The sequence below is a fragment of the Sphingomonas sp. Marseille-Q8236 genome (genome assembly GCF_965112005.1).
The window spans coordinates 1,234,092-1,248,381 of the sequence record NZ_CBCOPO010000001.1 but is presented as its reverse complement, the minus strand read 5'-3'; the positions used below and the strand labels follow the sequence as shown (position 1 = coordinate 1,248,381).

Genomic DNA, 14,290 nt, shown 5'->3' with positions numbered 1-14,290 from the left:
TATCGCACTATACTGATGACGACATGGCTGATCGGCGGCGGTATAATCATTTTGCTCTTCATCGTTCAGACCCAATTGGGTGCATTCAGTGGCGATGAAGCCAAGGCCTGGGAATGGCTTTCGCCGAACCTGTTTCCGACTTTGACACTCGTTTTGGGAGTTACCCAATTGACGAAACCGGGGTCGGCACACGTATCGAAACGACGCCCCCCGCTATTCCTGCCGTCATTGCTGACAAGCATCTTGTTTTTGGCTTCCCTTATCCTGTCTATTCTTCTTCAGCCATTTACGAACAAGAAACCGATTGAAGCTTTGTACCAAGCCAATGTCTGGCTTGGACCGCTGCAAGGGTTCGTCAGTTCGACGCTCGGCGTCTTCTTCGCGCGCGAAATTCCCAAAGGGGCCAGCAACTCCTGATACCCGAAACGAAAAAAAGGCGGCCCCGAAGGACCGCCTCTTCGTATTCGGTAAGACCCGAAAACTTAGCGCGAATAGAATTCGACGACCAGGTTCGGTTCCATCTTCACCGGATAGGGCACCTCGTCCAGCGTCGGCACGCGGGTCAGGGCGACCCTGGTGTTGCCGTCGGCGGTGACGTAATCGGGCACTTCACGCTCGGCGAGCTGCTGTGCCTCGAGGACCAGCGCCATTTCGGTCGCCTTCGAGCCCAGCGAGATCTCGTCGCCGACGAAGCAGCGGCGCGACGCGATGTTGCACTTCACGCCGTTGACGCGGATGTGGCCGTGGCTGACCAGCTGGCGCGCGGCGAAGATCGTCGGCGCGAACTTGGCGCGGTACACGATCATGTCCAGACGCTGCTCGAGCAGGCCGATCAGGTTCTGCGAGGTATCGCCCTTCATGCGGGCGGCTTCCTGGTAGCAGGCCTTGAACTGCTTCTCGGTCACGTCGCCATAATAGCCCTTCAGCTTCTGCTTGGCGCGCAGCTGCAGACCGAAGTCCGACATCTTGCCCTTGCGACGCTGACCGTGCTGGCCGGGGCCGTATTCACGCTTGTTGACCGGGCTCTTGGGACGACCCCAGATGTTCTCGCCCATACGGCGGTCGAGCTTGTACTTCGCGCTCTGACGCTTCGACATGTATATTCCTTAGCAACTACGAACGACGTTGTTCCCGGTATCGCACCATGCCAGTCTTTGTGGGACGAGCGCAGGCCCACCGCTTCACCGGGATGCGGGGGCAATTGCGAAGGGGCGCGCCTAACGGACGGGCGCGCCGGAGTCAAGCGAGGCGGCGCTCAGCTGCCCTGCACGGTGCCCAGCCGGCTCGCGGCGTCGTCCACATCCTTTCGCGCATCGGCGGCGATCATGTCCCATTCCTCACGCGTGTGGCAGACCTTGCGCCCACCCAGGCGCGATCCGGTGGGGGCCTCCGAACGACAGATCCTCTTCTCCTTCGGCTTGGGGGCCGGCGGTGTCGACTCGGCCTGTTGTCCGGCCAGGGTCAGCAGCAGCAAGGTGGTCAGCATCGTCCTCTTCTCCCATCGGAACAGCCGGGCGGGATGCTAACGCCATCCCTTCCCCCACCGCAAGCCGGGCTGGACAGCGCGCGCGCCGCCCGGCAGAGCCATGGCCATGACCCAGATACTCGCCGGCCCCGATTGCACGACCATGGCGGAGGTCCGCGCAGGCGTCGACCAGCTCGACCGCGAACTCGTGGCGCTGCTCGCGCGCCGCTTCGGCTATATGGACGCCGCCGCGCGGATCAAGCCGAGCCGCGACCACGTGCGTGACGAGGGTCGCAAGGCCCAGGTGATCGACCAGGCGCGCGTCGAGGCAAAGCGGCTGGGTGTGCCCGAGATGGTCGTGGCGGAGATGTGGGAAACGCTGGTCGAGGGGTCGATCGCCTATGAATTGGCGACCTTCGATCGGACGCGGGGGTAAGGCGCCCCCACCTCCGTTCAGGCTGAGCGTAGTCGAAGCCCACGCCGCAGGCTGCGCCACAAGCGCTGTTGGGCACAGCCAATCTCTTGGCCTTCGACTACGCTCAGCCTGAACGGAGGTAGTGCGTTACCGCTCGCGCGGGCGGGCCAGCGTCGACAGCACGCCGCGCAGGGTGCGGATTTCCTGGCTCGACCAGCCGGGCTTGGTCAGCAGGGTGCGCAGCGTCCGCTTGGTCGCGGGCGTCCGGTCGGGCGGGAAGAAATAGCCCGCACCATCAAGCATCTCCTCCAACTGGCCGATCATCCCGTCCAGCTCGAATTGCGGCGCGACCTCGGGCAGTTCGACCTCGGGCGGCTGGGCCAGCTCGACGCCCTTCGACCATTCATAGGCGATCAGGATCACCGCCTGGGCCAGGTTCAGGCTGCCAAATTCGGGATTGATAGGCACGGTGACGATCTTGCGCGCGATCGCCACGTCGTCGGTCTCCAGCCCCGATCGCTCGGGCCCGAAAAGGAAGGCCGCCCGGCCCACCGTGTCGGCATGGATTTCGCGCGCCGCCTCTTCCGGGGTCACCACCGGCTTGGTGACGCCGCGCTTGCGCACGGTGGTGGCATAGACCTGTGCACAGTCGGCGACCGCCTCGGCGACGCTCTCAAAGACCTTGGCCTGTTCCAGTACCGTGTCCGCGCCCGAGGCGGCAGGCCCCGCCTGCGGATTGGGCCAGCCGTCGCGCGGGGTGACGAGGCGCATCTCCACCAGCCCGAAATTGAGCATAGCACGCGCGGCCTTGCCGATATTCTCGCCCAGCTGCGGGCGGACCAAGACGATGACGGGGGGCTGGGATTTGTTCACGTTCACTCTTCCGTTCGCCCTGAGCGAAGTCGAAGGGCACGTTCCGCGCGCGGTATCGCGGCTTCTTTCAGGCGCGTCCAGTCCGATACGACCAAGGCGGTCTTCTTGGTGCGGGACCAGCCTTTGATCTGGCGTTCGGCGGTGAGGGCCTCGTGGCGGGTGGGGAAGTCCTGCGACCATGCCAGTTCGACCGGGCGGCGGCTGTGGGTGTAGCAGGGGATTTCGCCGGTCTGATGCTGGGCGATGCGATGTTCGAGATTGTCGGTGTGGCCGGTGTAATAGCTGCCGTCCGAGCAGCGGAGGATGTAGCAGTAGAAGGCCATTCACTTTCCCCGAAAGCGAGCACCGCAAGGCTATCGCTTTCGGGATTTGGGGCAAGGCAAATCCCTTGGGCTTCGACTTCGCTCAGCCTGAACGGCTGCCTTGTTAAAGCCAGATAACTCCTATCCTCCGTTCAGGCTGAGCGAAGTCGAAGCCCACGCCCCAACGCTCGCCGAAAGCCCGAACTCACTCCCCCTTCGGCGCCACTTCCTCCACCGTCCCGGCAAACGCCTCGAAATCCTTGGCCTCGCCGAACTCGCGATACACGCTGGCGAATCGGATATAGGCCACCGAATCCAGGCCCTTCAGCCCTTCCATCACCATCTCGCCGATCCGCTTGGACGACACCTCGCCCTCGCCGCTGGTCTCCAACTGACGCTGGATGCCGGACACGAGCTTTTCCACCCGCACCGGGTCGATCGGTCGCTTGCGCGTAGCGATGGCGATGGAGCGGAGCAACTTTTCGCGCTCGAACGGCTCGCGCCGGTCCTCGCTCTTCAGCACGAACAGCTCGCGCAACTGGATGCGCTCGAACGTGGTGAAGCGCGCACCGCAGCCTTCGCATTGGCGGCGGCGGCGGATGGCCGCCCCGTCTTCGGTGGGGCGGCTGTCCTTTACCTGACTGTCTTCATGGCCACAAAAGGGGCAGCGCATTCAGGCCTTCTTCTTTGCCTTGAAATAGGCGTAACCGGCCCCCGCCGCCGCGCCCAGGACCGGACCAACGAACGGCACCGGGATCGCGACCACGGCGCCGAGCGCGCCCCATTTCGCCATGCTCTTGCCGAGGCCGGGGGTCGACTTGATGTCGTTCTGCACCTCGGAAAATTTCTGGTCGAACTTGGCCATGCGTTTATGTCCTTATCCCTGATAGATCGGAAAGCGTGCGCAAAGCTCACGCACACGGGCACGAACGTTCGCCTCGACCTCGGGGTCCCCATGCTCGCCCTTGGCCTTCAGACCGTCGAGCACATCGGCGACCATATGGCCGATCTGCTCGAACTCCGCCGGGCCGAAACCGCGCGTGGTGCCCGCGGGCGAGCCGACGCGGATGCCGCTGGTCTTCATCGGGGGCAGCGGATCGTTGGGAATGCCGTTCTTGTTGCAGGTGATGCCCGCGCGCTCCAGCGCCTCGTCGGCGTCGCGGCCGGTGATGCCCAGCGGCGTCAGGTCGACCAGCGCCAGATGCGTGTCGGTGCCGCCCGCGACCAGGTTCGCGCCGCGCGCCTTCAGCGTCGCCGCCAGCGTGCGGGCATTCTCCACGACCGCCGCGATATAGGTCTTGAACTCGGGCTGCAGCGCCTCGCCGAACGCGACCGCCTTGGCGGCGATGACGTGCATCAGCGGGCCGCCCTGAAGGCCGGGGAAGACCGCCGAGTTGATCTTCTTCGCGATCGCCTCGTCATTCGTCATGATCATGCCGCCACGCGGACCGCGCAATGTCTTGTGCGTGGTGGTGGTCACGACATGCGCATGGCCGAACGGGGTCGGGTGCAGACCGCCCGCAACGATGCCCGCAAAATGCGCCATGTCGACCATGAAATACGCGCCGACCTCGTCCGCGATGGCGCGGAACTTGGCGAAGTCGATGACGCGGGGATAGGCCGATCCGCCCGCGATGATGATCTTGGGCTGGCACTCGCGCGCGATGCGGGCGACCTCGTCATAGTCGATCAGATGCGTCTCGGGGTCGACGCCATATTGGACCGCATTGAACCACTTGCCCGACAGCGCCGCCTTGGCGCCGTGGGTCAGATGGCCACCGGCGTCCAGCGACAGGCCCATGATCGTGTCGCCGGGCTTGGCCAGCGCCAGCATCACCGCGCCGTTCGCCTGCGCGCCCGAATGCGGCTGCACGTTGACGAAATCGCAGCCGAAGATCTGCTTGGCGCGGTCGATCGCCAGCTGCTCGACCTCGTCCGATGGCGCGCAGCCCTGATAGTAGCGCTTGCCCGGATAGCCCTCGGCGTACTTGTTCGTGAAGACCGAGCCTTGCGCTTCCATCACCGCCTTGGAGACGATGTTCTCGCTGGCGATCAACTCGATCTGGGTCTGCTCGCGTTCCAGCTCGTGCGACACACCGGCGAAGACGGCGGGGTCGGCATCGGCCAGGGTGCGGGTGAAGAAGCCGGCGGGCTGGACGTCGTTAAGCGTGCTCATTGCGGATATCCTTGGGCGTTCAATTCTGGGCGGGGGCAGCGGACAGCATGTCGACGCGGCGCTGATGACGTCCGCCCTCGAACGGGGTGGACAGGAAGGCGGTCAGGCAGGCCTTGGCCATTTCCTCGCCGATGACGCGTGCGCCCATGGCGATGGCGTTGGCGTCGTTATGCTGGCGGGCGAGCGCGGCGGACAGCGGCTCGGAGACAAGCGCGCAGCGGCAGGCGGGATGGCGGTTGGCGGCGATCGAGATGCCGATGCCGGAGCCGCACAGCGCCACGCCGCGCTCGGCACGACCATCGGCCAGGGCCTCGGCCACCGCATGGCCGAAATCGGGATAATCGACGCTGGCCGTGCCGTCGGTGCCCAGGTCGAGCACCTCATGCCCCTCGCCACGCAGCCAGTCCGCCAGCACGGTCTTCAACGAGACGGCGGCATGATCGGATGCGATCGCGATGCGCATGGGACGGGCGCTCCTGACGGGGTGGGAATGGAATGGGTGCGCCTTTACGCGCGCGCGGGGCGGATGGCTACCCCTTGGAGAGGGAACATGTGTCCGTCCCGGCCGGTTTTGCGCGGGATGAAGCCAATCATGATCCTCGCCGCCCTTCTGCCCCTTGCCGCCTGCTCGCGCGAAACGCCTGAGGTGGTGAACAACAGCGCCGCCGCCTCGATCGGTGGGCCGAGTGCCCCGGCCACGGCAGGCCCGGCCGGCGATGGCGCCACCTTCACCGGCATGCCCAAGGCCAAGGCCCCGGACTATGTCGGCCGTTGGATCGGGGTGGAGGGCATGGTCCTGAACGTGAAGCATGCCGCGACGCCCGGCCGCTACCGGCTGGAGATGCAATGGGACCTCGACAACAAGGGCGAGTTCAAGGGCGATGCGGTGGGCGACACGATCGTGTTCGAGCGCAACGGCGTGCGCGAGACGCTACGCCCGACAAATGGCGATGCGACCGGGCTGAAATATCTGGCGGGAAAGACGGAGTGCCTGACGGTGAAGACGGGCGAGGGTTACTGCCGGAAATAAGGCGCCGCCGGGCCGTCGATCACGGACCGACCTCCCCGCGAAATTGCGACGTCCGAAAGCCCTATCGCCCCCTGTTCCCCGGCGAAGGCCGGGGCCCAGTTGCCACGACCTTGAAGCGGACTGGTCAAGCGTAAGAGGCCAAAGCGATGCCTTGGCGCATGCCTCCCACGCACCGCTCTGCGTTCCATTGCCTTTGCCGCAACTGGGCCCCGGCCTTCGCCGGGGAACATGGAGTTACGGAGAGGCCTTACGCCGCCATCTTGAGGTCGAGCCGCTCCCAGATTTCAACCAGCGCCGAGACAAGTTCCGCCATCATCGCCTCGTCATGCGCGGGGCCGGGGGTGAAGCGCAGCCGTTCGGTGCCGCGCGGGACGGTCGGGTAATTGATCGGCTGGACGTAGACGCCATACTCGGCGAGCAGGATGTCGCTGATCTTCTTCGCCTTGACCGGGTCGCCGACCATGACGGGCACGATATGCGTCTCGCCCAGCATCACGGGCAGTCCTGCGTCACGCATCATCGCCTTCAGCCGGGCGGCAGCAGCCTGCTGGCCTTCACGCTCGACCGAGCTTTGCTTCAGGTGGCGCACGCTTGCCAGCACGCCCGCGACCAGCACCGGCGATAGCGAGGTGGTGAAGATGAAGCCGGGGGCATAGGAGCGGATCACGTCGACGATCATCCGATCGGCCGTGATATAACCGCCCATCACGCCGAACGCCTTGCCCAGCGTCCCCTCGATCACCGTCAGCCGATGGGCGACGCCATCCCGCTCCGAAATACCGCCGCCGCGTGCGCCGTACATGCCGACCGCATGGACCTCGTCGAGATAGGTCAGCGCATTATACTTGTCCGCCAGGTCGCAGATCGCCGCGATCGGGGCGACATCGCCCTCCATCGAATAGACGCTTTCGAAGGCGATCAGCTTGGGCAGGCTCGGGTCCGCTGCTGCCAGCAGTTCCTCGAGATGCGCGAGGTCGTTGTGGCGGAAGACCTGCTTCTCGCATCCCGAATTGCGAATCCCCGCGATCATCGAGGCATGGTTGAGTTCGTCCGAGAAGATCACGCAGCCGGGCAGGATCTTCGCCAGCGTCGCCAGCGTCGCCTCGTTGGAGACATAGCCACTGGTGAAGAGGAGCGCCGCTTCCTTGCCATGCAGGTCGGCCAGTTCGCCTTCCAGATCGACATGATAATGCGTGTTGCCGCCGATATTGCGCGTACCGCCCGAGCCCGCACCGACGTCATGGAGCGCTTCCTCCATCGCGGCGATGACCTTCGGATGCTGTCCCATCGCCAGATAGTCATTGGAGCACCAGACCGTGATCGGCTTGGGTCCGTTATGCCCGGCGAAGCAGCGCGCATTGGGGAACATGCCCTTGTTGCGCAAAATGTCGATGAAGACGCGGTAACGTCCCTCGGCGTGCAGGCGGTCGATCGCCTGGGTGAAGACGCGGGAATAATCCACGCGCGCGTCCGTACCGTCGATGCTCATGGGTTGGGAACGTACGACGATATGGCGGATGAATCGAGTCGATAACCGCGCTTACTGTGATCGATCATGGTGGACATATTGTCCCAACGCCGGAAGTGTTCCTGATGCGGGTGTTTCGCAAGGCCCGCGCGCCACTCCGCCCCTGCCCCATCGCCCCTGCCCCATCATCATTCCGGTCGAGCGAAGGTCAGAGCGCCTCGATCGTCGTGAAACCGCGCGCCGCCAGGCCCGGGGCCAGCGCGCGTTCGCGGTCGCCCAGACGGGTGAACACCGCGACGCCCTCCCCCGGATCGGCGGGCCAGTCCTGCCCATCCGTCAGATACGCGATCCGCCGCGCGATCCCCGGTCCGCCATCGACGAAACGCACCGCGTGAGGCGCGGCCGCCGCCAGCTCCGCCTCGACCAGCGGGAAATGGGTGCAGGCATTGACGATCACGTCGATCGCCTCGCCGCCTTCCTGCCCGAACAGACCGGCCAGCACCGCCGCGAAGGAATCGGAGGCCAGCGCCTCGCCGCGCAGCTTCGCCTCGGCCAGTTCGACCAGTTCGGCCGAGCCATGCCGGATCACCCGGCAATCCCCCGCGAACCGCGCCGCCAGATCGTCCACATAGGCCTGACGCACCGTCGCACGGGTGCCGAGCACGCCGATGGTGCGGGTCTGGCTCATCGTGGCGGCGGGCTTGATCGCAGGCACCGTGCCGACGACCGGCAGGTCCAGCGCCGCGCGCACGGCGGGCAGCGCGATGGTCGAGGCGGTGTTGCACGCGATCACGATCAGGCGTGGCCGATACCGCTCCGCCAGCCGCCCCAGCAGGGCGGGTACGCGGCCCGCAATCTCGGCCTCGGTCTTTTCGCCATAAGGGTAGCCGGCACTGTCCGCGACATAGACGAAAGGCGCGGTCGGCAAGGCGGCGCGCGCGGGCCCCGCGATCGACAACCCGCCGACGCCGGAATCAAAGAACAGGATCGGGCGCAAATCGCTCATTCCTGCCTCTTAAGGGGTTTGCGGATGCGAAACCAGCATGCCCCGGATTGGACAGGCCGGACCCGATGTTCTATGTCTGTCCCGGAGCACAGGGGAAGACTATTGCCGACCGAAATCATCTGGGGGCCGCCCACTCTGGCCTTGCTGATCGGCTATCTGCTGGGGTCGATTCCATTCGGCATCATCCTGACGCGCCTGGCCGGTGCGGGTGATCTGCGGAGCATCGGGTCGGGCAATATCGGCGCGACCAACGTCCTGCGTACGGGGCGCAAGGGGCTGGCCGCCGCGACTCTGATTCTCGACCTGCTGAAGGGGGTAGCTGCCGTCCTGCTGGTCCGCGACTGGATGCCCGGCGAAGAGGCGCTGGCGGCGGCGGCCGCATTTGTCGGCCACTGCTATCCTATCTGGTTGAAGTTTCGCGGCGGAAAGGGTGTCGCCACGCTGATGGGCGTGGTCGTCGCGCTCCATTGGCCGCTCGGCCTGGTCTATGCGGTCGTGTGGCTGGGGCTGCTCGCCACCATCCGCATTTCGGCGGTGGCGGGGATGGCGGCAGCGATCAGCGCCCCGCTGGCCGCCGCCATCATGGGGCGGTTCGACCTCGTCCTGCTGCTGATCGCGCTGGCGCTGATCGTGGTGTGGAAACACGGCTCCAACATCGAACGGCTGCTGGCGGGGACCGAGCCCCGCATCGGCAAGAAGCGTGACTGACGCCCGGTTCGCACAGCTTCGGCTGCTGCGGACGCATGGCATCGGCCCGGTCACCTGGCGACAGTTGATGGCGCGGTTCGGCGAGGCGGGGGCCGCGCTGGAGGCGGTGCCGATGCTGGCCCGGCGCGGCGGCGGCGATGCCCCGTGCGCCGCCGATCCCGCCCTGATCGCGCGCGAGATGGAGGCGGTGGCCCGGCTGGGCGCGCGCCACGTGATGCTGGGCGAGGCGGACTATCCACCGCTGCTGGCCGAATGCGACACCGCGCCACCCGCGCTGATCGTGCGCGGAGACATCAGGCTAGCGCATCGCGGCGGCGTGGCGCTGGTCGGTGCGCGCAATGCCTCGGCCGCGTCGTGCCGCTTCGCACGCGGGCTGGCGCAGGATCTGGCGAGCCATCGGGTGCCGGTCACCTCAGGACTGGCGCGCGGGATCGACACGGCGGCGCATATCGGTGCGCTCGACGGCGGCACGATCGGCGTCATCGCCTGCGGGATCGACATCGCGTTCCCGCCCGAAAATGCCCGGTTGCAGGAAGAGGTGGCGACACGCGGCCTGCTGATCGCCGAGCAGCCGCCGGGGACCCAGCCATTGGCGCGCCACTTCCCCTCGCGCAACCGGATCATCGCCGGGCTGGCACAGGGAACCGTGGTGGTGGAAGCCGCGCCACGTTCCGGCTCGCTCATCACCGCGCGACTGGCGGGGGAAGCGGGACGCGAGGTGATGGCGGTGCCCGGCCACCCCGCCGACCCCCGAGCGCAAGGCTGCAACATGCTGATTCGCGAAGGCGCGACGCTGATCCAGTCGGCGGGCGACATATTGGAGCAGATCCGGCCGATCGATCCGCGTATGGTCCGCGCGCCCGACCACCCCTATGCGCCACCGCCCCCACAAGAGGCGAACAGCGCCGACCGCGCCCGCGTCACCGACCTGCTCGGCCCGGTGGCGGTCAGCGTGGACGAAATCATCCGCCAAAGCGGCCGCCCGCCCGCCATCGTGCAGACGATCCTCTTGGAACTGGAACTGGCCGGGCGGCTGGAACGGCACGCCGGGGGGCGGGTGGCTTTGGCATGACGGATCCGCGCCTGCTCCACACCGAGCGTTTGATCCTGCGGCCCTATGAGGTTGCGGATTTCGACTCCTATGCCGCGATGGTGGCCGATCCCGTCGTGGTTCGTCATGCCGGTCAACCCATGACGGGCGAGGAAGCCTGGATGCGGCTACTGCGCTATATCGGCCATTGGTCGGCATTCGGGTATGGGCTGTTCGCGGTACTGGACCGGTCGAGCGGCCGCTATCTGGGCGAAACGGGCTTCATGGAATATCGCCGAGAGGTGACGCCCAGGCTGGCGGTGCCGCTGCCCGAGGCGGCCTGGGTCTTCACCAGCGCCGCGCATGGCAAGGGCTATGCATTCGAGGCTGCCGCCGCCGCGCACCGGTGGATGGGGGAAACACACGCCCCCACCGCGACCCAGTGCATCATTTCGCCCGCCAATCGGGAATCGATCCGATTGGCGAACCGGCTGGGCTATCGCCCGCACGACGAGCCGGAATATCGGGACCATAGGGTTTCCCGTCTGGTCCGCACCTGTCCCTGACGTCGATCAGCCCGCGCTACAAACCGCCCGGCTGTCCCCGGTGGCGCACAGCGTCGCCCCGGCGACCAGCGCCTCGACCCGGCCGATCGCCTGCGGCGTCGCGGGTCCCCGAATTGCGGCCTGGATGTTGTGAAGCTGTTCGCTCCCGGTGACGTAACGGCCGACGACCAGTTCGGCCAGGCCGGTCTGCGGGTTGCGCGGGCAGTCGATGCGTAACGTCACCGACTCATGCCCGGCCAGCGGCGTATCGCGCACTTCGCCGACCGTCGCACCGGGACAGGCGCGCTGCATCGACTGGGCCCAGACCATGGCATAGCGGCGTGGACCCATGCCTGGCTTCCAGCCGAGTTGAAGGATCGTCACCATCCGGGTCCAGCGTTGGACGGTCTCACCGCGCGGCACATATTCGCGGATCGGTGCGCCCCCCTGCCCGGCAAAGCCGAGGACGAAACCCGGCTCGGCGGGCGGCGCGATATGTTCGGCCACGGGGACGGCATCGGCCAGACCCATCAACAGCGCAAGAATCATAATCCCCCCCCTCCTTGTCATCCGCTGATCGCGAGTGCGCTTCGATCGTTACGCCGACAAGACAGCACAAGCCATGCGGCTTGACGACCCCCCGCCCCCTCCCCATCCTCGCGTACACACGTAAGGGACGTTCTTTACCACTCATGCAGCTTGTCATCGTCGAATCGCCCGCCAAGGCGAAGACCATCGAGAAATATCTGGGTTCGGACTATCGCGTCCTGGCGAGCTATGGCCACGTCCGCGACCTGCCGCCCAAGGACGGCTCGGTCGATCCCGACCAGAATTTCACGATGGAGTGGGAGAATTACGCGGACAAGGCGCGCCAGCTCAAGGCGATCGCCGACGAGGCCAAGAAGGCCGACCGCCTGATCCTCGCCACCGACCCTGATCGCGAGGGCGAGGCGATTTCCTGGCACGTGCAAGAGGTGCTGAAGAACCGCAAGGCGCTGCCCGACAAGGTCGAGCGGGTGACGTTCAACGCGATCACCAAGCCCGCCATCCTGCACGCGATGCAGAACCCGCGCGAGCTGGATACCGACCTGATCGACGCGTATCGCGCGCGCCGGGCGCTCGACTATCTGGTCGGCTTCACTTTGTCGCCGGTGCTGTGGCGCAAGCTGCCCGGCGCCAAGTCGGCGGGGCGCGTCCAGTCGGTGGCGCTGCGCCTGATCGTCGGGCGGGAGCGCGAGATCGAGGCGTTCAAGCCCCAGGAATATTGGTCGGTGACGGCCGATATGGAGCAGGACGGCACGCCCTTCGTCGCGCGGCTGGTCCAGTGGGAGGGCAAGAAGCTCGACCGCCTGTCGATCGGCAATGAGGGCGATGCCACCCGCGCCAAGGCGGATGTCGAGGCGGGCCGTTTCCAGGTCCAGTCGGTCGAGACCAAGCCCGCGACGCGCAATCCGCCGCCGCCCTTCACCACCTCCACGCTGCAACAGGAGGCCGCGCGCAAGCTGGGCTTCTCGGCCGATCACACCATGCGGATCGCGCAGCAGCTTTATGAGGACGGCGCGATCACGTACATGCGTACTGACGGCGTCCAGATGGACGGTTCGGCCATCTCGGCGGCGCGCAAGGCGGTGGCCGATCGCTATGACGCCTCCTATGTCCCCGACAAGCCGCGCATGTATCAGTCCAAGGCGAAGAACGCCCAGGAAGCGCACGAGGCGATCCGCCCGACCGACTTCTCGCGCGATCGTGCGGGTTCGGGCGATCATGGCCGCCTCTACGACCTGATCTGGAAGCGCGCGCTGGCGAGCCAGATGGCCTCGGCGCGGATGGAGCGCACAACCATCGACATGGCCGACGGCACCGGCCGCCATGTCCTGCGCGCGACCGGCCAGGTCGTGCTCTTCCCCGGCTATCTGGCGCTCTATGAGGAAGGCCAGGACGACAGCCAGGACGAGGAAGCCCGCCGCCTCCCCCGCCTGCGCGAGGGCGATGCGCCCGCGAAGAAGGAGGTCAAGGCCGAGCAGCACTTCACCCAGCCGCCGCCGCGCTTCTCCGAGGCGTCGCTGGTCAAGCGGATGGAAGAACTCGGCATCGGGCGTCCGTCCACCTATGCCTCGATCATCAAGACGCTGAAGGACCGCGCCTATGTCCGCGTCGAGAAGAATCGTTTCTTCGCCGAGGAGAGCGGGCGTCTGGTGACGGCGTTCCTCGAACGCTTCTTCGAAAAATATGTCGGCTATGACTATACCGCCGAGCTGGAAGAGGAACTGGACGACGTGTCCGGCGGCCGCGCCCAGTGGCAGGCGGTGCTCGACGCCTTCTGGCGCGACTTCAAGCCGCGCACGTCCGAAGTCATGGAGCAGCAGCCCTCGGCGATCACCGCCGAGCTCGACCAGTTCCTGGCGCCCTATCTCTTCCCCGAAAAGGCGGATGGATCGGACCCGCGCCTGTGCCCGAATTGCGGCGAAGGCAAGCTGGCGCTGCGCGGCGGCCGGTTCGGCGCGTTCATCGCCTGCTCCAATTATCCGGAGTGCAAATATACCCGCCGCTTCGCTCAAGGGGGCGAGGGTGCAGGCGAGGATACAGGGCCGGAAACGCTGGGCCAGGATCCCGAGACCGGGCTGCCGGTCGAGCGCAAGTCGGGGCGTTTCGGCCCCTATATCCAGCTGGGCGAGGGCAAGGACGCCAAGCGCGCCTCGATCCCCAAGGATGTCGATCTCGACCTGGAATGGGCGCTCAAGCTGCTCAGCCTGCCGCGCACCATCGGCAACCATCCCGAGACGGGCGAACCGATCACCGCGTCGATCGGGCGCTATGGGCCCTATCTGGCGCATAGCGGCAAATATGCGCGCCTGACCTCGACCGCCGAAGTGTTCGAGACGGGCATGAACGCCGCCGTGGTCAAGCTGGCCGAAGCGGCGGCGGGCGGCGGGCGCGCCGCGCGCGGCACGGCGTCGCGCGAACCGCTGAAGGTGCTGGGCAAGCATCCGCGCACCGAGGCGGAGATCAAGCTGATGGAGGGGCGCTATGGCGCTTACGTCACGGACGGGGAGACCAACGCGACCATCCCCAAGACGGTCGACAAGGACCAGCTGACGCTGGAAGAAGCCGCGCAGTTGATCGATGCGCGGGCGGCGGCGGCTCCGGCCCGCAAGAAACCCGCGAAGAAGGCCGCGGCCAAAACGGGGGCCAAGAAGGCGCCCGCCAAGGCATCGGCCGCGAAGAAGGCGCCTGCCAAAAAGGCGGCGACCAAAAAGACCGACGCCTGAATC

General features: G+C 66.4%; 16 protein-coding genes and 1 pseudogene. 7 read left to right on the top strand and 10 right to left on the bottom strand.

Annotated features, from left to right (window positions below):
* Window positions 1-15 precede the first annotated feature (15 nt).
* On the top strand, window positions 16-417 hold the full coding sequence (locus tag ACWPWT_RS05940) for a hypothetical protein (protein ID WP_454278922.1): 402 nt from the start codon (window positions 16-18) through the stop codon (window positions 415-417).
* A 65-nt stretch (window positions 418-482) separates the two neighbouring features.
* On the opposite strand, the gene rpsD is transcribed toward ACWPWT_RS05940, so the two are convergent.
* On the bottom strand, window positions 483-1,097 hold the full coding sequence (rpsD, locus tag ACWPWT_RS05935; protein WP_454278921.1) for a 30S ribosomal protein S4: 615 nt from the start codon (window positions 1,095-1,097) through the stop codon (window positions 483-485).
* A gap of 158 nt (window positions 1,098-1,255) precedes the next feature.
* A complete protein-coding gene (locus tag ACWPWT_RS05930) occupies window positions 1,256-1,486 on the bottom strand; it encodes a hypothetical protein (protein ID WP_454278920.1) in 231 nt (76 codons plus the stop codon).
* A gap of 106 nt (window positions 1,487-1,592) precedes the next feature.
* Here ACWPWT_RS05930 and ACWPWT_RS05925 point away from each other — a divergent pair, with 106 nt between their 5' ends.
* Complete coding sequence (locus ACWPWT_RS05925) at window positions 1,593-1,901, top strand: chorismate mutase (protein WP_454278919.1); 309 nt, start codon at window positions 1,593-1,595, stop codon at window positions 1,899-1,901.
* A gap of 126 nt (window positions 1,902-2,027) precedes the next feature.
* On the opposite strand, the pseudogene ACWPWT_RS05920 reads toward ACWPWT_RS05925, so the two are convergent.
* The 5 genes and pseudogenes from ACWPWT_RS05920 to rpiB form a co-directional block, all read right to left on the bottom strand.
* Window positions 2,028-3,076: pseudogene (locus ACWPWT_RS05920) on the bottom strand (TrmH family RNA methyltransferase).
* Window positions 3,077-3,260: 184 nt separating this feature from the next.
* On the bottom strand, window positions 3,261-3,728 hold the full coding sequence (gene nrdR, locus ACWPWT_RS05915) for a transcriptional regulator NrdR (protein WP_454278918.1): 468 nt from the start codon (window positions 3,726-3,728) through the stop codon (window positions 3,261-3,263).
* On the bottom strand, window positions 3,729-3,920 hold the full coding sequence (locus tag ACWPWT_RS05910) for a hypothetical protein (RefSeq protein WP_261271063.1): 192 nt from the start codon (window positions 3,918-3,920) through the stop codon (window positions 3,729-3,731). It abuts the gene before it with no gap.
* 12 nt (window positions 3,921-3,932) lie between these two features.
* Entirely contained in the window at window positions 3,933-5,231 is a 1,299-nt protein-coding gene (gene glyA / locus ACWPWT_RS05905) for a serine hydroxymethyltransferase (RefSeq protein WP_261271064.1), read from the bottom strand.
* A gap of 19 nt (window positions 5,232-5,250) precedes the next feature.
* Window positions 5,251-5,694, bottom strand: coding sequence for a ribose 5-phosphate isomerase B (gene rpiB, locus ACWPWT_RS05900; protein ID WP_454278917.1), 444 nt, complete (start codon window positions 5,692-5,694; stop codon window positions 5,251-5,253).
* A gap of 129 nt (window positions 5,695-5,823) precedes the next feature.
* Here rpiB and ACWPWT_RS05895 point away from each other — a divergent pair, with 129 nt between their 5' ends.
* Complete coding sequence (locus tag ACWPWT_RS05895) at window positions 5,824-6,261, top strand: hypothetical protein (RefSeq protein WP_454278916.1); 438 nt, start codon at window positions 5,824-5,826, stop codon at window positions 6,259-6,261.
* A 247-nt stretch (window positions 6,262-6,508) separates the two neighbouring features.
* Here ACWPWT_RS05895 and hemA read toward each other — a convergent pair whose 3' ends face one another.
* Window positions 6,509-7,750, bottom strand: a complete 1,242-nt coding sequence (gene hemA, locus ACWPWT_RS05890; protein ID WP_454278915.1) for a 5-aminolevulinate synthase — start codon at window positions 7,748-7,750, stop codon at window positions 6,509-6,511.
* A 187-nt stretch (window positions 7,751-7,937) separates the two neighbouring features.
* Window positions 7,938-8,735: a glutamate racemase gene (murI, locus tag ACWPWT_RS05885; RefSeq protein ID WP_454278914.1), complete on the bottom strand. Its 798-nt coding sequence runs from the start codon at window positions 8,733-8,735 to the stop codon at window positions 7,938-7,940.
* A 102-nt stretch (window positions 8,736-8,837) separates the two neighbouring features.
* Between murI and plsY the strand changes: the two genes are divergently transcribed.
* From plsY to ACWPWT_RS05870, 3 genes are read left to right on the top strand one after another with little or no spacing between them, the layout of a single operon-like run.
* Window positions 8,838-9,443, top strand: a complete 606-nt coding sequence (gene plsY / locus ACWPWT_RS05880) for a glycerol-3-phosphate 1-O-acyltransferase PlsY (protein ID WP_454278913.1) — start codon at window positions 8,838-8,840, stop codon at window positions 9,441-9,443.
* A complete protein-coding gene (gene dprA, locus ACWPWT_RS05875) occupies window positions 9,436-10,515 on the top strand; it encodes a DNA-processing protein DprA (RefSeq protein ID WP_454278912.1) in 1,080 nt (359 codons plus the stop codon). The genes plsY and dprA overlap by 8 nt, the downstream gene beginning before the upstream one ends.
* A complete protein-coding gene (locus ACWPWT_RS05870) occupies window positions 10,512-11,039 on the top strand; it encodes a GNAT family N-acetyltransferase (RefSeq protein ID WP_454278911.1) in 528 nt (175 codons plus the stop codon). The genes dprA and ACWPWT_RS05870 overlap by 4 nt, the downstream gene beginning before the upstream one ends.
* Window positions 11,040-11,045: 6 nt before the next feature.
* Here ACWPWT_RS05870 and ACWPWT_RS05865 read toward each other — a convergent pair whose 3' ends face one another.
* The gene (locus ACWPWT_RS05865; RefSeq protein ID WP_454278910.1) at window positions 11,046-11,567 is read right to left on the bottom strand and encodes a hypothetical protein; all 522 of its coding nucleotides are present in this window, start codon (window positions 11,565-11,567) and stop codon (window positions 11,046-11,048) included.
* Between the two features lie 143 nt (window positions 11,568-11,710).
* Between ACWPWT_RS05865 and topA the strand changes: the two genes are divergently transcribed.
* Window positions 11,711-14,287 carry a type I DNA topoisomerase gene (gene topA / locus ACWPWT_RS05860; protein WP_454278909.1) on the top strand — a complete coding sequence of 859 codons (2,577 nt, stop codon included), beginning with the start codon at window positions 11,711-11,713 and terminating at the stop codon, window positions 14,285-14,287.
* Window positions 14,288-14,290 lie beyond the last annotated feature (3 nt).

Excerpts from the sequence above, each read along its gene's own strand:
- ACWPWT_RS05925 (WP_454278919.1), top strand. The coding sequence starts at position 1,593 with ATGACCCAGATACTCGCCGGCCCCGATTGCACGACCATGGCGGAGGTC.
- rpsD (WP_454278921.1), bottom strand. The coding sequence starts at position 1,097 with ATGTCGAAGCGTCAGAGCGCGAAGTACAAGCTCGACCGCCGTATGGGC.
- ACWPWT_RS05865 (WP_454278910.1), bottom strand. The coding sequence starts at position 11,567 with ATGATTCTTGCGCTGTTGATGGGTCTGGCCGATGCCGTCCCCGTGGCC.
- ACWPWT_RS05930 (WP_454278920.1), bottom strand. The coding sequence starts at position 1,486 with ATGCTGACCACCTTGCTGCTGCTGACCCTGGCCGGACAACAGGCCGAG.
- glyA (WP_261271064.1), bottom strand. The coding sequence starts at position 5,231 with ATGAGCACGCTTAACGACGTCCAGCCCGCCGGCTTCTTCACCCGCACC.
- ACWPWT_RS05910 (WP_261271063.1), bottom strand. The coding sequence starts at position 3,920 with ATGGCCAAGTTCGACCAGAAATTTTCCGAGGTGCAGAACGACATCAAG.
- topA (WP_454278909.1), top strand. The coding sequence starts at position 11,711 with ATGCAGCTTGTCATCGTCGAATCGCCCGCCAAGGCGAAGACCATCGAG.
- ACWPWT_RS05940 (WP_454278922.1), top strand. The coding sequence starts at position 16 with ATGACGACATGGCTGATCGGCGGCGGTATAATCATTTTGCTCTTCATC.
- rpiB (WP_454278917.1), bottom strand. The coding sequence starts at position 5,694 with ATGCGCATCGCGATCGCATCCGATCATGCCGCCGTCTCGTTGAAGACC.
- ACWPWT_RS05895 (WP_454278916.1), top strand. The coding sequence starts at position 5,824 with ATGATCCTCGCCGCCCTTCTGCCCCTTGCCGCCTGCTCGCGCGAAACG.
- nrdR (WP_454278918.1), bottom strand. The coding sequence starts at position 3,728 with ATGCGCTGCCCCTTTTGTGGCCATGAAGACAGTCAGGTAAAGGACAGC.
- ACWPWT_RS05870 (WP_454278911.1), top strand. The coding sequence starts at position 10,512 with ATGACGGATCCGCGCCTGCTCCACACCGAGCGTTTGATCCTGCGGCCC.
- hemA (WP_454278915.1), bottom strand. The coding sequence starts at position 7,750 with ATGAGCATCGACGGTACGGACGCGCGCGTGGATTATTCCCGCGTCTTC.
- murI (WP_454278914.1), bottom strand. The coding sequence starts at position 8,735 with ATGAGCGATTTGCGCCCGATCCTGTTCTTTGATTCCGGCGTCGGCGGG.